The sequence below is a fragment of the Afipia sp. GW822-FHT03D08 genome, assembly GCF_058801645.1.
The window spans coordinates 1-15,535 of record NZ_JBXANK010000004.1 but is presented as its reverse complement, the minus strand read 5'-3'; the positions used below and the strand labels follow the sequence as shown (position 1 = coordinate 15,535).

Annotated in this window: 16 protein-coding genes; 15 read left to right on the top strand and 1 reads right to left on the bottom strand. The window is 64.7% G+C overall.

Translation table 11 applies throughout. The features are described 5' to 3' along the window. Positions 1–40: 40 nt before the first annotated feature. The 10 genes from AC1RM7_RS22900 to xth all read left to right on the top strand — a co-directional run bounded on the left by AC1RM7_RS22900 (position 41) and on the right by xth (position 11,389). Positions 41–628 carry a hypothetical protein gene (locus AC1RM7_RS22900; RefSeq protein WP_137902073.1) on the top strand — a complete coding sequence of 196 codons (588 nt, stop codon included), beginning with the start codon at positions 41–43 and terminating at the stop codon, positions 626–628. Positions 629–966: 338 nt separating this feature from the next. Beyond that, positions 967–1,893 carry an ArdC family protein gene (locus AC1RM7_RS22895; protein WP_137902100.1) on the top strand — a complete coding sequence of 309 codons (927 nt, stop codon included), beginning with the start codon at positions 967–969 and terminating at the stop codon, positions 1,891–1,893. Positions 1,894–1,971: 78 nt separating this feature from the next. Next, on the top strand, positions 1,972–2,277 hold the full coding sequence (locus AC1RM7_RS22890; protein WP_137902074.1) for a type II toxin-antitoxin system RelB/DinJ family antitoxin: 306 nt from the start codon (positions 1,972–1,974) through the stop codon (positions 2,275–2,277). After that, positions 2,274–2,567 (top strand): type II toxin-antitoxin system RelE/ParE family toxin, encoded by a 294-nt coding sequence (locus AC1RM7_RS22885; protein ID WP_006023691.1) that lies wholly within the window; start codon positions 2,274–2,276, stop codon positions 2,565–2,567. Before AC1RM7_RS22890 ends, AC1RM7_RS22885 begins: the two co-directional genes overlap by 4 nt. 261 nt (positions 2,568–2,828) lie before the next feature. Next, a complete protein-coding gene (locus AC1RM7_RS22880; protein ID WP_137902075.1) occupies positions 2,829–3,581 on the top strand; it encodes an ImuA family protein in 753 nt (250 codons plus the stop codon). Beyond that, on the top strand, positions 3,496–5,019 hold the full coding sequence (locus AC1RM7_RS22875) for a Y-family DNA polymerase (protein WP_393986230.1): 1,524 nt from the start codon (positions 3,496–3,498) through the stop codon (positions 5,017–5,019). The genes AC1RM7_RS22880 and AC1RM7_RS22875 overlap by 86 nt, the downstream gene beginning before the upstream one ends. Then, on the top strand, positions 5,016–8,288 hold the full coding sequence (locus AC1RM7_RS22870; protein WP_393986229.1) for an error-prone DNA polymerase: 3,273 nt from the start codon (positions 5,016–5,018) through the stop codon (positions 8,286–8,288). The genes AC1RM7_RS22875 and AC1RM7_RS22870 overlap by 4 nt, the downstream gene beginning before the upstream one ends. Before the next feature lie 127 nt (positions 8,289–8,415). Continuing rightward, positions 8,416–8,601: a DUF3606 domain-containing protein gene (locus AC1RM7_RS22865; protein ID WP_006023679.1), complete on the top strand. Its 186-nt coding sequence runs from the start codon at positions 8,416–8,418 to the stop codon at positions 8,599–8,601. A gap of 64 nt (positions 8,602–8,665) precedes the next feature. Further along, a complete protein-coding gene (gene ligD, locus AC1RM7_RS22860) occupies positions 8,666–10,555 on the top strand; it encodes a DNA ligase D (RefSeq protein WP_393986228.1) in 1,890 nt (629 codons plus the stop codon). A 3-nt stretch (positions 10,556–10,558) separates the two neighbouring features. Beyond that, positions 10,559–11,389 carry an exodeoxyribonuclease III gene (gene xth, locus AC1RM7_RS22855; RefSeq protein ID WP_393986227.1) on the top strand — a complete coding sequence of 277 codons (831 nt, stop codon included), beginning with the start codon at positions 10,559–10,561 and terminating at the stop codon, positions 11,387–11,389. Positions 11,390–11,396: 7 nt separating this feature from the next. Here xth and AC1RM7_RS22850 read toward each other — a convergent pair whose 3' ends face one another. Beyond that, positions 11,397–11,987, bottom strand: a complete 591-nt coding sequence (locus AC1RM7_RS22850; RefSeq protein WP_393986226.1) for an SOS response-associated peptidase family protein — start codon at positions 11,985–11,987, stop codon at positions 11,397–11,399. 58 nt (positions 11,988–12,045) lie between these two features. Between AC1RM7_RS22850 and AC1RM7_RS22845 the strand changes: the two genes are divergently transcribed. From AC1RM7_RS22845 to AC1RM7_RS22825, 5 genes are all read left to right on the top strand, one after another. After that, entirely contained in the window at positions 12,046–12,552 is a 507-nt protein-coding gene (locus AC1RM7_RS22845; protein WP_393986225.1) for an SOS response-associated peptidase family protein, read from the top strand. Positions 12,553–12,564: 12 nt separating this feature from the next. Beyond that, a complete protein-coding gene (dinB, locus tag AC1RM7_RS22840) occupies positions 12,565–13,650 on the top strand; it encodes a DNA polymerase IV (RefSeq protein ID WP_393986224.1) in 1,086 nt (361 codons plus the stop codon). Positions 13,651–14,040: 390 nt separating this feature from the next. After that, positions 14,041–14,226: a hypothetical protein gene (locus AC1RM7_RS22835; protein WP_006023673.1), complete on the top strand. Its 186-nt coding sequence runs from the start codon at positions 14,041–14,043 to the stop codon at positions 14,224–14,226. A 321-nt stretch (positions 14,227–14,547) separates the two neighbouring features. Further along, positions 14,548–14,706 carry a hypothetical protein gene (locus AC1RM7_RS22830; RefSeq protein ID WP_006023672.1) on the top strand — a complete coding sequence of 53 codons (159 nt, stop codon included), beginning with the start codon at positions 14,548–14,550 and terminating at the stop codon, positions 14,704–14,706. A gap of 680 nt (positions 14,707–15,386) precedes the next feature. Then, positions 15,387–15,535 (top strand): DUF736 domain-containing protein (locus AC1RM7_RS22825; protein WP_393986292.1); only part of this gene is annotated, 149 nt, incomplete at its 3' end.

The window sequence follows — 15,535 nt, the reverse complement described above, 5'->3', positions numbered from 1 at the left end:
CGGATCGACCCCGACGGTGCAACCAGGAAAGGACACTCCCATGACCAAGACCGCTCGCGCACCCCGCACCAGCGCCCGCGTTGTCCAGCTTCGCCGCGGCACCACGGTCGAAATGATCCGGCTCGTCTGCCCCGACGCCGCGCAAGCCACCCGCATCGCCGAGAGCTTCGGTCTCACCATCCTCGACAGCGACGGCATCCGCGATCTGCATCAGCGGCTCATCACCGAGACTGCGGACGCGCTCGGCGAGGGCCTCAGCGAACGCGCCATGCAGATCCACCTGCAGCGCATCGTCGGCTCCTATGTCGGCTCCGCCCACGGCGCCGGGCAGTTCTACAGCCGGGCCGTGACCGACGCCCGCGAGGCGACGGCGCGATTGGCCAACGACGCCCGCGACGAGGACCTCGACGGACCCGTCGGCTTCGACTCCGCGGCCCAGCGCAAGCGCGAGTTCGCCGCCGAAGTCGGGGTGCAGGCGCACGCCCTGCGCATGGCGGCCGAAGGCGCGATCGCCGCTTACGAGCACGTCGTCGGCGAGAGCTGGAAGCCGTTCGAGCGTCAGCCCGAGCATCCCGGCGAGACCGTCAGCCGCAAGGCGGCCGAGGTCCAGATGGCGGCCTTCGAGTGATGCCGCCGGCGGGGCTTCGGCCCCGCCTTTCTTCCTCTCCGACCAATTCCGGCCGGTCCTTCGGGACCGGCCTTTTTCATGTCGCGCAGCGCGGACGCGAAAAGAAGGCAGGAGAAGGAGAGATGCGGGCGGCGATCGCCGCCCGTCTCGGCTTTCGGTCCATGCTCCGGCCTGCGCGGCAGCGCAACTGCGTGGCCGTCCTCCACTGACGTTCCGGTCCGGCGCGTCGCCAGTCATCTCGCTCATGAACCTCAACCGGATGCGCGGCCGTGCGGGCCTCCGCGGCGGACCGCCGTGACGGGCCGCGATCGGCGCGGCCTCCAACGGAGGTTCGGATCATGACTGGTAAGCAAACAAAGTCCCGCGTCGACATCTATGCGCGGATCACAGATCGCATCGTCGCCGACCTGGAACGCGGTGTTCGCCCGTGGATACAGCCGTGGAGCGCTGCGAATGGTGCCGGACGCATCACGCGGCCCCTGCGCCACAACGGCCTGCCCTATCAGGGCATCAATGTCGTGCTGCTCTGGTCGGAGGCCGTGGCGCGGGGCTTCGCCTCGCCGATCTGGATGACGTTCAAGCAGGCCCTTGAGCTCGGCGGCAATGTCCGCAAGGGTGAGACCGGCACGACCGTCGTCTATGCCAATCGGCTCACGAGAACGGAGACCGACGAGCATGGCGACGAGGTGGAGCGCGCGATTCCGTTCCTGCGCGCCTATTCGGTCTTCTGCGTCGACCAGATCGACGGCTTGCCGGAGCACTTATACGCCCGGCCGGCGGCGCCCGCAGCGGCGGCGCAGCGCATCGCCCATGCCGACGCATTCTTTGCCAACACCGGCGCCGTCATCCGGCACGGCGGCGACAAGGCGTTCTTCGCGCCGTTGCTCGATCTCATTCAGATGCCGCCCTTCGAGTCGTTCCGCGACCCGGAGAGCTATTACGCCACGCTGGCGCATGAGACCGTGCATTGGGCTGGCGCGGAGCATCGGCTCAACCGCGATCTCTCGCGCTATCACAGCGATCGCAGCGAACGCGCCCGCGAGGAGCTGATCGCCGATCTGGGCGCTTGTTTCGTCAGCGCCGATCTAGGAATCGTCCCCGAGCTCGAGCCGCGCGCCGACCATGCGAGCTACCTCGCATCCTGGCTCGCGGTCCTCGCCAACGACAAGCGCTTCATCTTCTCGGCCGCCGCGCACGCGCAGCGGGCCTGCGCCTATCTGCATGGTCTGCAGCCGCAGGCGGAGACTGTGCCGGAGGCGGCCTGATGCTCTCCGCTCCGGCCTTTGACTGGGGCTGGCATTCGTCATTCAATTGCATTACATTTCCTTGGAAAGGAGGCGATCATGGCCACAAATGCGCTTGTCCAGACCCGAATCGACGCTGACGTACGGGACCGCGCGTCCGCCGTGCTCGAGGGCATAGGGCTCACGGTGTCGGACGCCGTGCGCATCCTGCTCACCCGAACCGCCAATGAAGGCGCGCTTCCGCTGGAACTCGTCACCAACAGCGAGGCGCATGACGCCTGGTTCCGGACGAAGGTGCAGGAGGCGCTGCAGGATACGCGCCCCGACGTGCCTGACGAGCAGGCCGAGACGCATTTCGCCGCTCGCCGCGCGGACGCCCGGCGCAAGGCCGCCGGCGGATCGTGAAACTCGTCTGGTCGGCGTTCGCGCTCGCCGATCGCGACGGCATCTTCACCCATATCGAAGCGGACAATCCGCGCGCGGCGATCGCCGTCGACGAGCGGATCGCCACCGCAGCGCGCCGCTTGGTCGACTTTCCGGAGAGCGGCCGTCCCGGCCGCGTCGCCGGTACGCGCGAGCTCGTCATCACCGGCACGCCCTATGTGGCAGCCTACGCCGTGACCGCTGAGACGATCCGAATTCTGCGCGTCCTGCACGGCGCCCAAAGATGGCCGGATGAGCTGCCGCAAGGCTGAGCCGGCATCATCACCCCTTTTTCTGGGGTGGCAGTTGGAGGCTGCGAGGCAGATCGTAGGGCAACCGCGGCGGCATCACGCTTCTGGATGAACGAACACCGGCAATTTTCTCAGCCCCGCCCGCAAAGGCAAAGCCCTTCTCGCGTCCCGATCGCCTCACCTCAGACGCGATTCGCTCAACCGCTCTTGACTCTCGCACCAACAACACAGAACAAATAGAGAACATGATGCAAGAGCCATCGCAGGAGGTCAAGGATCAACGTGCGGCCGCAGCCCGCCATAGAGTCGTTGCGCGCGCAAATCGAGAAGATCGAGGGTCGAACCCCGCGCGCGAAATCGGTGCTTCCATTCGGAATCGCCGAGGTGGACTCACGACTTCCCGGCGGAGGGCTGGCACTCGGCGCTCTGCACGAGGTGGCGGGCGGCGGATTCGGCGCCGTTGACGGCGCGGCCGCAGCCCTCTTCGCCGGCGGCGTCGCAGCGCGGACGAAAGGCAAGGTCCTGTGGTGCATCACGCGCCCAGACCTTTTCGCGCCCGCACTTGCCCAGGCAGGTTTGCCGCCCGACAGGGTGATCTACGTCGAGGCGGGTGACGACAAGTCGCTTCTCGCCTGCATGGAGGAGGGTCTTCGTCATGGCGGACTGGGCGCCGTCGTTGGCGAGGTCGCGCGTCTCTCGATGACTGCGTCACGGCGACTCCAACTCGCCGCTGAAGGAGCCGGTACGATCGGTATCGCGCTCCGGCGCTGGCGGCGCCAGACCGAGGCAGCCGATTTCGGGCAACCGACCGCAGCCGTGACGCGCTGGAGAATTTCGGTGTTGCCCTCGTCGCCGCTTCCGGTTCCCGGTGTGGGCCGTCATCGATGGCTCGTCGAATTGATCCGCGCCCGCGCGGGCGAGAGTGCAGATTTCGAGTTGGAGGCTTGCGATGACACGGGTTGTCTCGCTCTTCCTGCCGAGCTGGTCGACCGACCGGCTGCGGCGGAAGGGCGGCGACGCGGCGCCTCCGCTTGAGGCCCCGCTCATCCTGATCGGCCGGGAAGGAAGCCGGCGCGTGGTGGTGTCAGCGGATGCCGCCGCGCGAGCGGCCGGCCTGCGGCCTGGCATGGCGGTCGCGAAGGCGCAGGTCCTCGTACGGGACCTGCTCATCCAGGATGCCGATCCGGTCGCAGATTTCGAGGCGCTCGAGCGCCTCGCCTTATGGGTGCTGCAACGTTTTGCCCCCATCGTCGCGGTGGATGGCGACGACGGCATCGTGATCGACACCACGGGCGCCGACCATCTCCATGGCGGTGAGGAGGCGATGCTCGATGCGCTGATCGGGCGCCTTGCCATGTCCGGCATCTCCGCGCGCGCCGCCGTCGCCGACAGCTGGGGCGCTGCGCACGCCTTCGCCCGCTATCTCGCGCAGCCAGCTTTCGTGGCAGCACCCGGGCATGGGCCGGCGACGGTCTCGCCATTGCCGCTGGAAGCGCTGCGCCTGCCCGCCGCCACGACCCACGATCTGCGTGTGCTCGGCTTCGAGTGGATCGGGGACCTCCTATTGCAGCCGCGTGCGCCGCTGACGCTTCGTTTCGGTCCCGAGCTCGGGCGGCGGCTCGATCAGGCGATCGGCGCGGCGGCGGAGCCGATCGATCCGGTTCGGCCGGCCGATCTCATCGAGGTCCGGCGCAGTTTTGCCGGACCGATCGGCGCCGCCGAGACCATCGCGCGTTACATCGGCAAGCTCGTCGTCGCGCTGTGCGAACGCCTTGAGGAAATGGACCTCGGTGCGCGACGGCTAGATCTTCATCTGCGGCGCGTCGACAACCAGCGCCAGGCAATCCGCGTCGGCATGGCTGTGCCCGTTCGCGACGCGAAGCGCCTCACCCGCCTCTTGTGCGACAGGATCGAGACGATCGATCCCGGCTTCGGCATTGAAGTCCTGACCCTCGTCGCAAGCATCGCCGAACCATTGGTCCGCAAGCAGACCGTCAGCGCGCTCATCGAAGAGGCCATCCCCGATGTGTCCGACCTGATCGACACGCTGGCCAACCGCGTCGGTGAGCGCGCCGTCTACCGCGCGGCGCCGCTATCGAGCGACGTGCCCGAGCGGGCCGTCGCTCGAATTCCTGCGATGGCGCCCGATACCGGCGCCACCTGGCCGGGCCATTGGCCGCGACCGGCCCGCCTGCTGCCGCGCCCCGAGCCGATTGAGACTGTCGCGCTCTTGCCCGACCATCCGCCGGTCACTTTTACCTGGCGCGGTATCCGCCGCCGTGTGCGACGGGCCGACGGGCCCGAGCGCGTGTTCGGCGAATGGTGGAAGCGTGATGCCGAACTCGTCGCGGTGCGCGACTATTTCCGGCTCGAGGACGAGGCCGGCGAGCGATATTGGGTGTATCGCGCCGGCGACGGCGAAGACGCTGCGACCGGATCGCATCGCTGGTTCATGCACGGGGTGTTCGGATGAGCACCCATCGCTATGTCGAGTTTCAAACGACATCGCACTTCAGCTTCCTGCGCGGAGCCTCCTCGGCCGACGAGCTCTTCGCCCAGGCGGCGGTGCAGGGCATCGAGGCGCTCGCGATCGTCGACCGCAACAGCCTCGCCGGCATCGTGCGCGCACACGAAGCTTCGAAGGCAACCGGCGTGCGCCTGATCGTCGGCTGCCGCCTCGATCTCTCCGACGGCATGTCGCTCCTGGTCTATCCGAGCGACCGGTCCGCTTATTCGCGGCTCTGCCGATTGCTCTCGCTAGGCAAGCGACGCGCCGGCAAGGGCAAGTGCAGCCTCGGATGGGCCGATGTCGTTGCTTACGGCGAGGGCCTCATCGCGGTGCTCGTGCCGGACACGGCCGATGATGATTGCCGATTGCACCTGCGCCAGCTGCACGACGCATTCGCCGATCGCGCCTATATGGCGCTCACGCTCCGGCGCCGGCCGAACGATCAACTGCGGCTTCACGCACTCTCGAACGCCGCTGCGGCCGCGAAGGTCCGAACCGTCGTGACCAATGACGTCCTCTTCCACGCGCCCGATCGCCGGATCCTGCAGGACGTCGTCACATGCATCCGGCACAACGTCACGATCGACGCGCTCGGCGATCGGCGCGAGCGTCATGCCGATCGCTTTCTCAAGCCGCCCGAGGAGATGCATCGCCTCTTCACGCGTTACTCCGACGCTTTGGCGCGCACGCTTGAAATCGCCGATCGCTGCCGTTTCTCGCTCGACGAGCTCGCCTATCAATATCCGGAGGAACGCGACGATCCTTCGCTATCGCCGCAGGAGACGCTTGAAAAGCTCACCTGGGAGGGCGCGGCGACGCGCTATCCCGAAGGGCTGCCCGACGAGGTGCGCGCTGTCCTCCAGCACGAGCTGCGCCTCATCAACAAACTCGACTACGCGCCGTATTTCCTGACGGTCAACAGCATCGTCAGGTTCGCGCGCTCACGCGACATCCTGTGCCAGGGACGCGGCTCGGCCGCGAATTCCGCCGTCTGCTACGTTCTCGGCATCACCTCGATCGATCCCGGACGCAACGACCTGTTGTTCGAGCGCTTCGTCAGCGAAGAGCGCCGCGAGCCGCCCGACATCGACGTCGATTTTGAGCACGAAAGGCGAGAGATCGTCATGCAGTGGGTGTTCGAGACCTACGGCCGCGATCATGCCGCTCTGTGCTCGACCGTGATCCGTTATCGCACGAAAGGCGCATTGCGCGATGTCGGCAAGGCGCTCGGCCTGCCCGAAGATCTGATTTCGTCGCTCTCGGGCCAGGTCTGGGGCTGGTCCGAGGAAGGCGTTGAAAATCGCCATGTCGAGGAGCTCAATCTCAATCTGGCCGATCGACGGCTGCGATTGACGCTCGATCTCGCGCGCCAGCTCATGGGCGCGCCACGACATCTCTCACAGCACCCCGGCGGCTTTGTCTTGACCCACGATCGGCTCGACGATCTCGTGCCGATCGAACCGGCGAGCATGAAGGACCGGCAGGTCATCGAGTGGGACAAGGACGATATCGACGCGTTGCGATTTATGAAGGTCGACGTCCTCGCCTTGGGCATGCTCACCTGCATGAAGAAGGGTCTCGATCTGCTCGCGCAGCACAAGGGCGTCGAGCTCGACCTTGCGACGATTCCTGCCGAGGATCCTCGTACCTACGCCATGATCAGGAAGGCCGATACGCTCGGGACGTTTCAGATCGAAAGCCGCGCGCAGATGTCGATGCTCCCCCGTCTCAAGCCCAGGACCTATTACGACCTCGTCGTCCAGGTGGCGATCGTTCGGCCTGGCCCGATCCAGGGCGACATGGTCCATCCCTATCTTCGCCGCCGCGAAGGACGCGAGCCCGTCCATTACCCCAAGCCCGAGCTCGAGCAGGTGCTCGGAAAAACCTTGGGCGTGCCCCTGTTTCAAGAGCAAGCGATGCGGGTGGCGATCACCTGCGCGGGCTTCACGCCCGGCGAAGCCGATATGCTGCGCAAATCGATGGCCACGTTCAAGTTCACGGGCGGGGTCTCATCGTTCAAGACCAAATTGATAGACGGCATGGTCGCCAACGGATACGAGCGCGATTTCGCCGCGCAGACATTTCGGCAATTGGAGGGGTTTGGCTCGTATGGATTCCCGGAAAGCCATGCCGCGTCGTTCGCCCTGATCGCCTACGCCAGCGCTTGGCTTAAATGCTGGCATCCGGATGTCTTCTGCGCTGCTTTGCTCAACAGCCAGCCCATGGGTTTTTATGCGCCGGCGCAAATCGTAAGAGACGCGATCGAGCACAGCATTGAGGTGCGCCCGGTCTGCGTCACGGCCTCGCGCTGGGATTGCACGCTGGAGCCAACCCGCGACGAAAGCCGCTTTGCGGTCAGGCTCGGCCTGCGGATGGTTCGCGGTCTCGCCAATGGCCACGCCGCCCGGATCCTTGCGGCCCGCGCCGATCAACCCTTCGCCTCGGTCGACGACCTCTGGCGCCGCTCCGACGTGCCGCAAGCCGCACTCGTTCTCCTGGCCGAGGCGGATGCGTTTCGGCCGGCCCTCGGTCTCGCCCGGCGCGAGGCGCTGTGGGCGATCAAGGCTCTCAGGGACGAACCTTTGCCGTTATTCGTGGCCGCCGCGGCGCGCGATCACGGACCGAGCGCCGAGCTCAACGAACCCGCGGTGGCGCTGCGATCGATGAAAACGGGCGGCGAAGTCGTCGAAGACTACCGGCATGTCGGCTTGTCATTGCGCAGTCACCCGGTCTCGTTTCTTCGCAGCGACCTGCATCGTCGGCGCATCGTCTCCTGCGCGGAGGCGATGGAATCGCGCGACGGCCGCCGGCTCGAAGCAGCCGGCATCGTCCTGGTCCGCCAGCGGCCCGGGTCAGCGAAGGGCGTGATGTTCATCACATTGGAGGACGAGACAGGCATTGCCAACCTCGTCGTCTGGCCGAAGGTCTTCGAAACCAATCGCCGCGCCATCATGGCGGCGAGCATGATCGCCGTGCACGGCCGCATCCAACGCGAGGGCGAGGTGGTTCATCTGGTCGCGCAGCGGATCGTCGACCTGTCGGGAGAGCTGGCCAGCGTCGGCGAGCGCGAGGCCAGCTTTCCGCTGCTTTACGGTCGCGGCGATCAGGTCCGCAAAGGCGGTTCGGCCCCCGATCCACGCGAGCAGCCGCCGAGGGCGGTGCGAACGCGCGACATCTATGTGCCAGACCTCCATATCGACACCATCAAGGTGAAAACGCGGAATTTCCACTAGCGGCGGCCGCGAAACTAAACCCGTTTCACAGTTGAAAGCATTCGAAGGCCGATCAACAATACCGCTGCAATTACCATAAGGATCGGAAATCAACTCGACGGACCGATCAAGCCCCAGGGAGATGCAAATGGCCGACGACAAATCGAAACGAGGCAATGCCGACCGTCGGCGCGTCGCCGGCGGCGAAGGCTACGAAGTCAGTTATTTCGCTAAAAAGCACGGCATCACGAAGGACCAAGCCGAGGGCCTGATCAAGCGGATCGGCAATGATCGCAACAAACTCAACGCAGCCGCCGAAAAGCTGAAGAAATAAACGCAGCGCGGCTAAGGCTGTTCATCCAGGACAGTTGCGCGATCAAAGGACAGGTCGTTCGATCATGGCGACGGCGCCCAAAACAAAAGCAAGATCGACCGCACGCGAGACGAAGTCTTCGTCGGCGCGAACATCCGCGGTGGCGCCGGCATTCCGTCCCGTTCAGCTCGCTACGCTGGTCGACGCGGTTCCGGCCGGCGACCGCTGGATTCACGAGATGAAATATGACGGCTATCGCACGCTCGTCGCCGTCGGTGGGGGCGAGGCGCGTGCCTATACCCGTTCGGGCCTCGACTGGTCCGGCCGCTTTCCCTCGATTCTCGCCGATGCGCGTCAACTCAAGGTCCAATCCGCCCTGATCGACGGCGAGGCGGTCGTGCTCGATCCCGAGGGGCGCTCGAACTTCCAGAAGCTGCAGGGCGCGCTGAAGGGCGCTCCGGCGAGCATCGACTATTTCGCGTTCGATCTGCTCGAACTCAATGGGGATGATCTGACCAGCCTTCCCCTTCTCGAGCGAAAAACCAAGCTCAAGGGAATTCTTCCCGCGAAGGGCACCCACATTCGCTACTCGGATCATATCCAGGGAAACGGCGAGAAGCTGCTCAAGAGCTTTTGTGCGGCCGGGCTCGAGGGTGTCGTCTCTAAGCTCGCCAACTCGCGATATGTCGGCGCACGCGCCGGCAGCTGGGTGAAAACCAAATGCATCAAGCGGCAAGAATTCGTAATCGCCGGCTGGACGCCGTCCGACAAGAGCCGCGCCTTCCGGTCGCTCATTCTCGCCGTCCATGACGGCGGCACGCTGCGCTACGCCGGAAAGGTCGGCACCGGCTTCGATGCGGCCGAACTCGCGCGCCTGATGAAGATCATGGCGCCACTCGAACAGAAGGCAGCGACGGTCGAGGCACCACGCGCCGAGGTCCGCGGCGCGCATTGGCTGCGGCCGAGGCTCGTGGCCGAGATCGCCTATACCGAGATGACCAACGAGGGAACGCTTCGTCACCCCAGCTATCTCGCGCTGCGCGAGGACAAGAAGCCCGAGGCCGTCGTGCTCGAGACTGAGCATCACGCCGCTGAACGGCCGGCGCCGGCGACAAGCACGGTCGTCATCACAAGCCGCGACCGCGTCATTTATCCGGAAGCCAATATCACCAAAGGCCAGCTCGCCGACCACTATGCGGCGGTCGCCGAGATCATGCTGCCCTGGATCGGCAGCCGGCCGATCAGCCTTGTCCGCTGCCCACAGGGCCGCGCAAAGCAATGTTTCTTCCAGAAGCACGATGCCGGAAGCTTCGGCGAGGCGGTTCACCACATCGGGATTGTCGAGAAGGATGGCCACGAAGAGCCCTATCTCTATATCGACGATGCCGATGGGCTCATGACCTGCGTGCAGATGGGAACGATCGAATTCCATGGCTGGGGCGCGCGTATCGAAGATGTCGAGAAGGCGGATCGGCTGATCTTCGATCTCGACCCCGATGAAGGGCTCGATTTCGAGGCGGTTCGCGAGGCTGCCTTCCAATTCCGCGACATCCTGAAATCGATGGGCCTCGAGACGTTTCCGATGGTGACCGGCGGCAAGGGCGTGCATGTCATCGCGCCGCTCACGCCGAAAGCCGAATGGCCGCAAGTCAAGGACTTCGCCTATCGCCTCGCGCAGGCGGTCGCGCAGAACGATCCGAAGCATTTCACTGCGGCGCTTGCAAAGGCCCGGCGCAAGGGGCGCATCTTCGTCGACTATCTGCGCAACCAGCGCGGCGCGACAGCGGTCATGCCCTACAGCGCCCGCACGCGCGCCGGCGCCTCGGTTGCCGCGCCGATAAGCTGGGGCGAGATGAAGACCATCGACTCGCCGGCGCATTTTCACATCGGCGATGCACCGGAGCTGGTGCGCCGCACGAGCTCCAAAACCCTGGCAGGCTGGGGCCGTGCCGAACAAGTTTTGCCCGATATCTAATCCATGAAAATCGCGACCTACAACGTCAATGGCATCAATGGCCGCCTCCCCGTTCTCCTGCGATGGCTCGCAGAATCGCAACCCGATATCGTCTGCCTCCAAGAGCTGAAGGCGCCGCAGGAGAAATTTCCGGACAAACCGATCCGCGATCTCGGCTACGACGCGATCTGGCAGGGGCAGAAGAGCTGGAATGGCGTCGCCATTCTCAGCCGCGTCGGACAGATCCACGAAACCCGCCGCGGCCTTCCCGGCGATCCCGACGACAGCCACAGCCGCTATATCGAGGCAGCCGTCAACGGCATCCTGATCGGCGGACTCTATCTGCCGAATGGCAATCCAAAGCCCGGTCCGAAATTCGATTACAAACTTCGCTGGTTCGACCGGTTGATCGCGCATGCCGGCGAACTTCTCGCCACGGGCCAGCCGGTGATGCTCGCAGGCGACTTCAACGTGATGCCGACCGATCTCGACGTCTACAAGCCCGAGCGCTGGCTCGACGACGCTCTCTTCGCTCCCGAAGCGCGCGCAGCCTATTTCCGGCTACTCGAACAAGGTTGGACCGACGCGCTCCGTACGCTCCATCCCGACGAGGCCATCTACACCTTCTGGGATTATTTTCGAAATGCGTTTGCACGAAATGCCGGGCTGCGCATCGATCATCTGCTGCTCAGCCCGCCGCTTGCCGAACGCCTCGTCGACGCTCAGGTCGACGTTGCGGTACGCGGATGGGAAAAGAGCAGCGATCACGCCCCCGTCTGGATCGAGCTTGCGGATGCGACGACATCCGCGAGGCGCGCAGCGCCCCGTCGGCGCGTGACGCCCGTCCGCGCTTGAGGCGTCGTCAACCAACCTGTGCGACAGACAATGTCCCCGCAGGCAGCGGCTTGATCAGCGACTTCGCCGAGATCGCGGGATTGAGCCAGTCAGCCCACGCGGAGCGCTCAAGAATGACGATCTGCCGATCGTGGTAGGGCTTGATATCGGGCCCCGGCTCCATCGTCAGCATCGTGTAGGCCTCGCCGACATCCTTGGTGTCACGCCAGATTCCAGCGATGCAGAAGATCGGCTCGTCGCGCTTCGTGAACAGCCATTTGTCCTTCTTCTTCTTTCCCTTTTCCGCCGGATCAGTGAACTCGTAGAACCCATCCGCAACGATGAGACAGCGGTTGCTGGTGAACTCGCGACCATCCGAGCGGAAATTATAGACCGGTCTCTTGTTTTGGCCGGGCCAGCTCCACCGGCGCTGCACCAGGTCGGCTTCGTCGCTCGCGCCTTCGACCGGGCGGATGATCGGACCGATGTCGGTGACCTTGATATCTTCGCGAGCCTCGATGTTCGGCGAGCCTTCGCTGAACCGGATTTTGATCTTGAGATCGGCGAAGTCCTCGACGATCGAGGCGACATCCACCATCAGCCGATAGTCATTGCACATCGCTCCCCCTTTCCTGGCATTGCACCGGAGTGGCGTTCCTATTATGTTCTAAAATGCCATGACCGTGAAGGCCTTCAATTCTGATGCACCACTCGACGAACGCCGCGTCATCGTTCGACGCTCCGGCGACCAGGTCGAGATGGTCGAACTGCCGTGGGGCCTGAAGCCGGGCGAGACCGGCGCACGCCCCTGCACCGTCGTACACGGCGAGGGGCGAACCTTTCCCAATCATCGCTGCCTCGTCCCGGCCACCGAGTTTCGCCATCGTAGCAACGGTAAGGACTACAGCTTCAGGCTTGCGAATGGTGACTGGTTTTATTTTGCCGGAATTTGGCGGCCGGCGACGCGCGACTGGCCCGAGGCCTATGCGATTATCACCATTGAATCGAACGGCGATATCGCGCCCTATCACGACCGCCAGATGGCGGTGCTACGTCGAAATGAGCGCATGGGCTGGCTCGATGCTATGCGACCCGAGGCGGACATCTTGTGTCCCCTGCCGGCCGGAAGCTCTCGTGTCTCTCGTTTTCACCACGCCCGCGACCAATCCATGCTCGCGTTTTGACGACGTTGTGCCGTGGCAACGGAGTCGGACATCATCCCGCGCAAGATCATCCATGTGGACATGGATGCCTTTTATGCGTCGGTCGAACAGCGTGACGATCCACACTTGCGCGGACGACCCATTGCCGTCGGCGGGTCGGAGGCGCGTGGCGTCGTCGCGGCAGCGAGCTACGAAGCGCGTGCTTTAGGTGTTCGCTCGGCGATGGCGTCGATAACGGCCAAGCGCCGTTGTCCCGACCTCATCTTCGTGCCACCAAGATTCGATGTGTACCGCGCGGTGTCGGCACAGATCCGCGAGATCTTCGCCGAACATACCGATCTGATCGAGCCGCTCTCACTCGACGAAGCCTATCTGGACGTGTCGGAGAACAAGCACGGCATTGCGATCGCGAGCGAGATCGCGACCATCATCCGCGCGCGCATCAAGGAGGTCACGGGCCTCAATGCCTCCGCCGGCATTTCATATTGCAAATTCCTTGCGAAGATGGCGAGCGACCTCAACAAGCCGAACGGCCAGGCCGTCATCACACCCAGCAAAGGCCCATCTTTCGTCGAGGCGCTGCCGGTGAAGAGATTCCACGGCGTTGGGCCTGCGACGGCGGAGAAGATGGAGCGGCTTGGCATTCTCACCGGCGCTGATCTCAAGGCGAAACCGCTCGCCTTCCTGCAGCAACACTTCGGAAAAGCGGGAGGCTGGTACTATCGAATTGTCCGTGGAATCGACAATCGGCCTGTCGAGCCCGATCGGCCGCGCAAGTCGATCGGCGCGGAAGACACTTTTGAGACCGACCTGTTCGACAGCGAGAGCGTGTATTCTGAAATCAGCGCTCTTGTCGCGAAGGTTTGGCGTCTCTGCGAAGCGAAGCAACTGCGGGCGCGCACGGTGACGCTGAAGGTGAAGTACGCCGACTTCCAGCGGATATCGCGAAGCCGTACCGTCTCGCAACCGTTTCAGAGCGCGGCGCAAGTCGACGAGCTGTCGCGGGCGTTGCTCGATCCATTGTTTCCGGTCGAGAAGGGCATCCGGCTCGTCGGCGTCACGGTCTCCTCGCTCGAAGACGCGGTCGGAATCTCTGAGGGGCAACTCGCGCTGCTCTAAAGTGCGAAGGCGCGAAAGCGCCGGCTGAAACGCGTTGGCCGCGCGCGGCCCGGTTGGGATCGGCAGCCCGCCTGCTGGCCGGGGACGATCTGGATCGGTGATTGCTGCGGAGTATGGACGGCGGCCCATCGCGGGAAGCCGCGGCGTTCCCAGCAGCTTCCGGCGAGGGAAAAGACGTAGCACACAGGTCGTCTCGCCCGCCGCGAACCAATCTCGCTCTTCAGCGATGGCGTCCTGGGCCCTCCTCCGGATCCTCCACGATCAACCCACAAGGGGTCGGCTAGCAAGCTGCCGCCGCTGCGGCTGCGCCTTCGCGGTGATCGCGACCGGAGGCGGTCCATCGAGGAGCCATCGAGCGGGAATTGGCCCGCTCCGGATGGAGCCTTCGAGATGTCGCACGATCTTTCCCTTGCCCAGAATCACGCGTTCCAGCTTGCCCGCACCCTCATGGTCCCGGTGACGCTCTTCAAATCCGGCGATGCCTATGGTGCCCTCCCCTCCGACGAGCTCGACGACGCCGACGATCTCGAACTGATCCACGAATTCGACCCCTACGAGCGCGGCCCGGCTCACTGAGCCGGTTGCGCTGGCGCCGAGCAGCGCGGCGCCTCGACTATCGGCAGAGCCGATCCCGCAGCGCGCTGCAGAACCAAGAAAGAATGGGCCAGCCATAACGTCGAGCCACGGCCATCTCTCTCTCTCATTGGTGGCCGATCATACCGGCAGTCGGGCCGCGTCAAGGACGCGCGGTTGCCCCCAATTTTCCGCCGCCGCCCGTTGGGCGCCGTCAGAAAATCGGCACCCCCACGCGCCGGCTCTGCCGGTCGCCTCGGAATCCCTGACCCGTCCCTCCAACACCTGGTGCGTGCCTCCGTCATCGAGACGAAGGAGGTTCATATGGAAGACATTCGTGACATCTACGCCGAAATCGCAGAACTCCGCGCTGAGCTTGCGCACTGCATCCTGACGCGCAGGGAGCGCCGCGAAACGCAGCTGCGGCTTGTTCAGGCGCTCACCGAAGCCGACCATCGGCAGCGCGAGGCGGAGGTGACTTAGGCTCCTTATTGTGTCGGCGCTGGCACCGGGTGTTGCCGCATCCGGAAGGAAGCGCTTGCGTCCCTCGGGTGAAGGCCCCGCCTCTCGGCGGACCCGTCGTCGATTAAGTGTAGAGGTGGCGGGTCAGAGCGACACGCAGGAGCCAGCCTTCGCCATCCGGCCAGCATGTCAGGTGTTGTGGGTGTGGAGTCTGGATTGTCGAGTGGGACGGCCGAGAAATCGTGCGAACCGGACCTCGCGCGCCGGGCGGCCGCGGTGCCACGATATTCGCGCGAAGGCGGGTGGTCGCGGATCCCTTGCCGGAGACGGTTGCGGTCGGCGCGATCGACGCCGGCCTGAAGGGGCAAGTGCACCGTGATGTTGCCGTCGAATGCGATAACGGTGTCGATATGTGAGCCTGTCATCATTCCCGAGGTGTTTGCGAAAGCCACCCCCAACACGAGCCCGATTGGCCTGGTCTGACCGAAGGACGAGCACGCAAGCGTCCTCTCGATCTTGTCCCCGCAACGTCCTGCGACGACTTTTTTCCGCCGCCTTCGGCTTTGCATCGCGAGACAAAAAAGCCGTCTCCGGCCGCCTTCCACTGCGTTGCAGCCCTTCGGGTGCGGGTCGATCGCCTCCGGCCTCACGACCGCCATCGGGTCGCGATGGGCGCGGCCCTGAAACAAGGGAACGAGACAATGGCTAACATCGGCACCTTCACCTCGAACGGCAACGGCTTCACGGGCACCATCCGCACCCTGACCTTGAACGTCAAAGCTCGGCTGGTCCGCGTCGAAAACCCCTCCGACAAGGGCCCGCACTTCCGCATCTTCGCCGCAGCGAATGC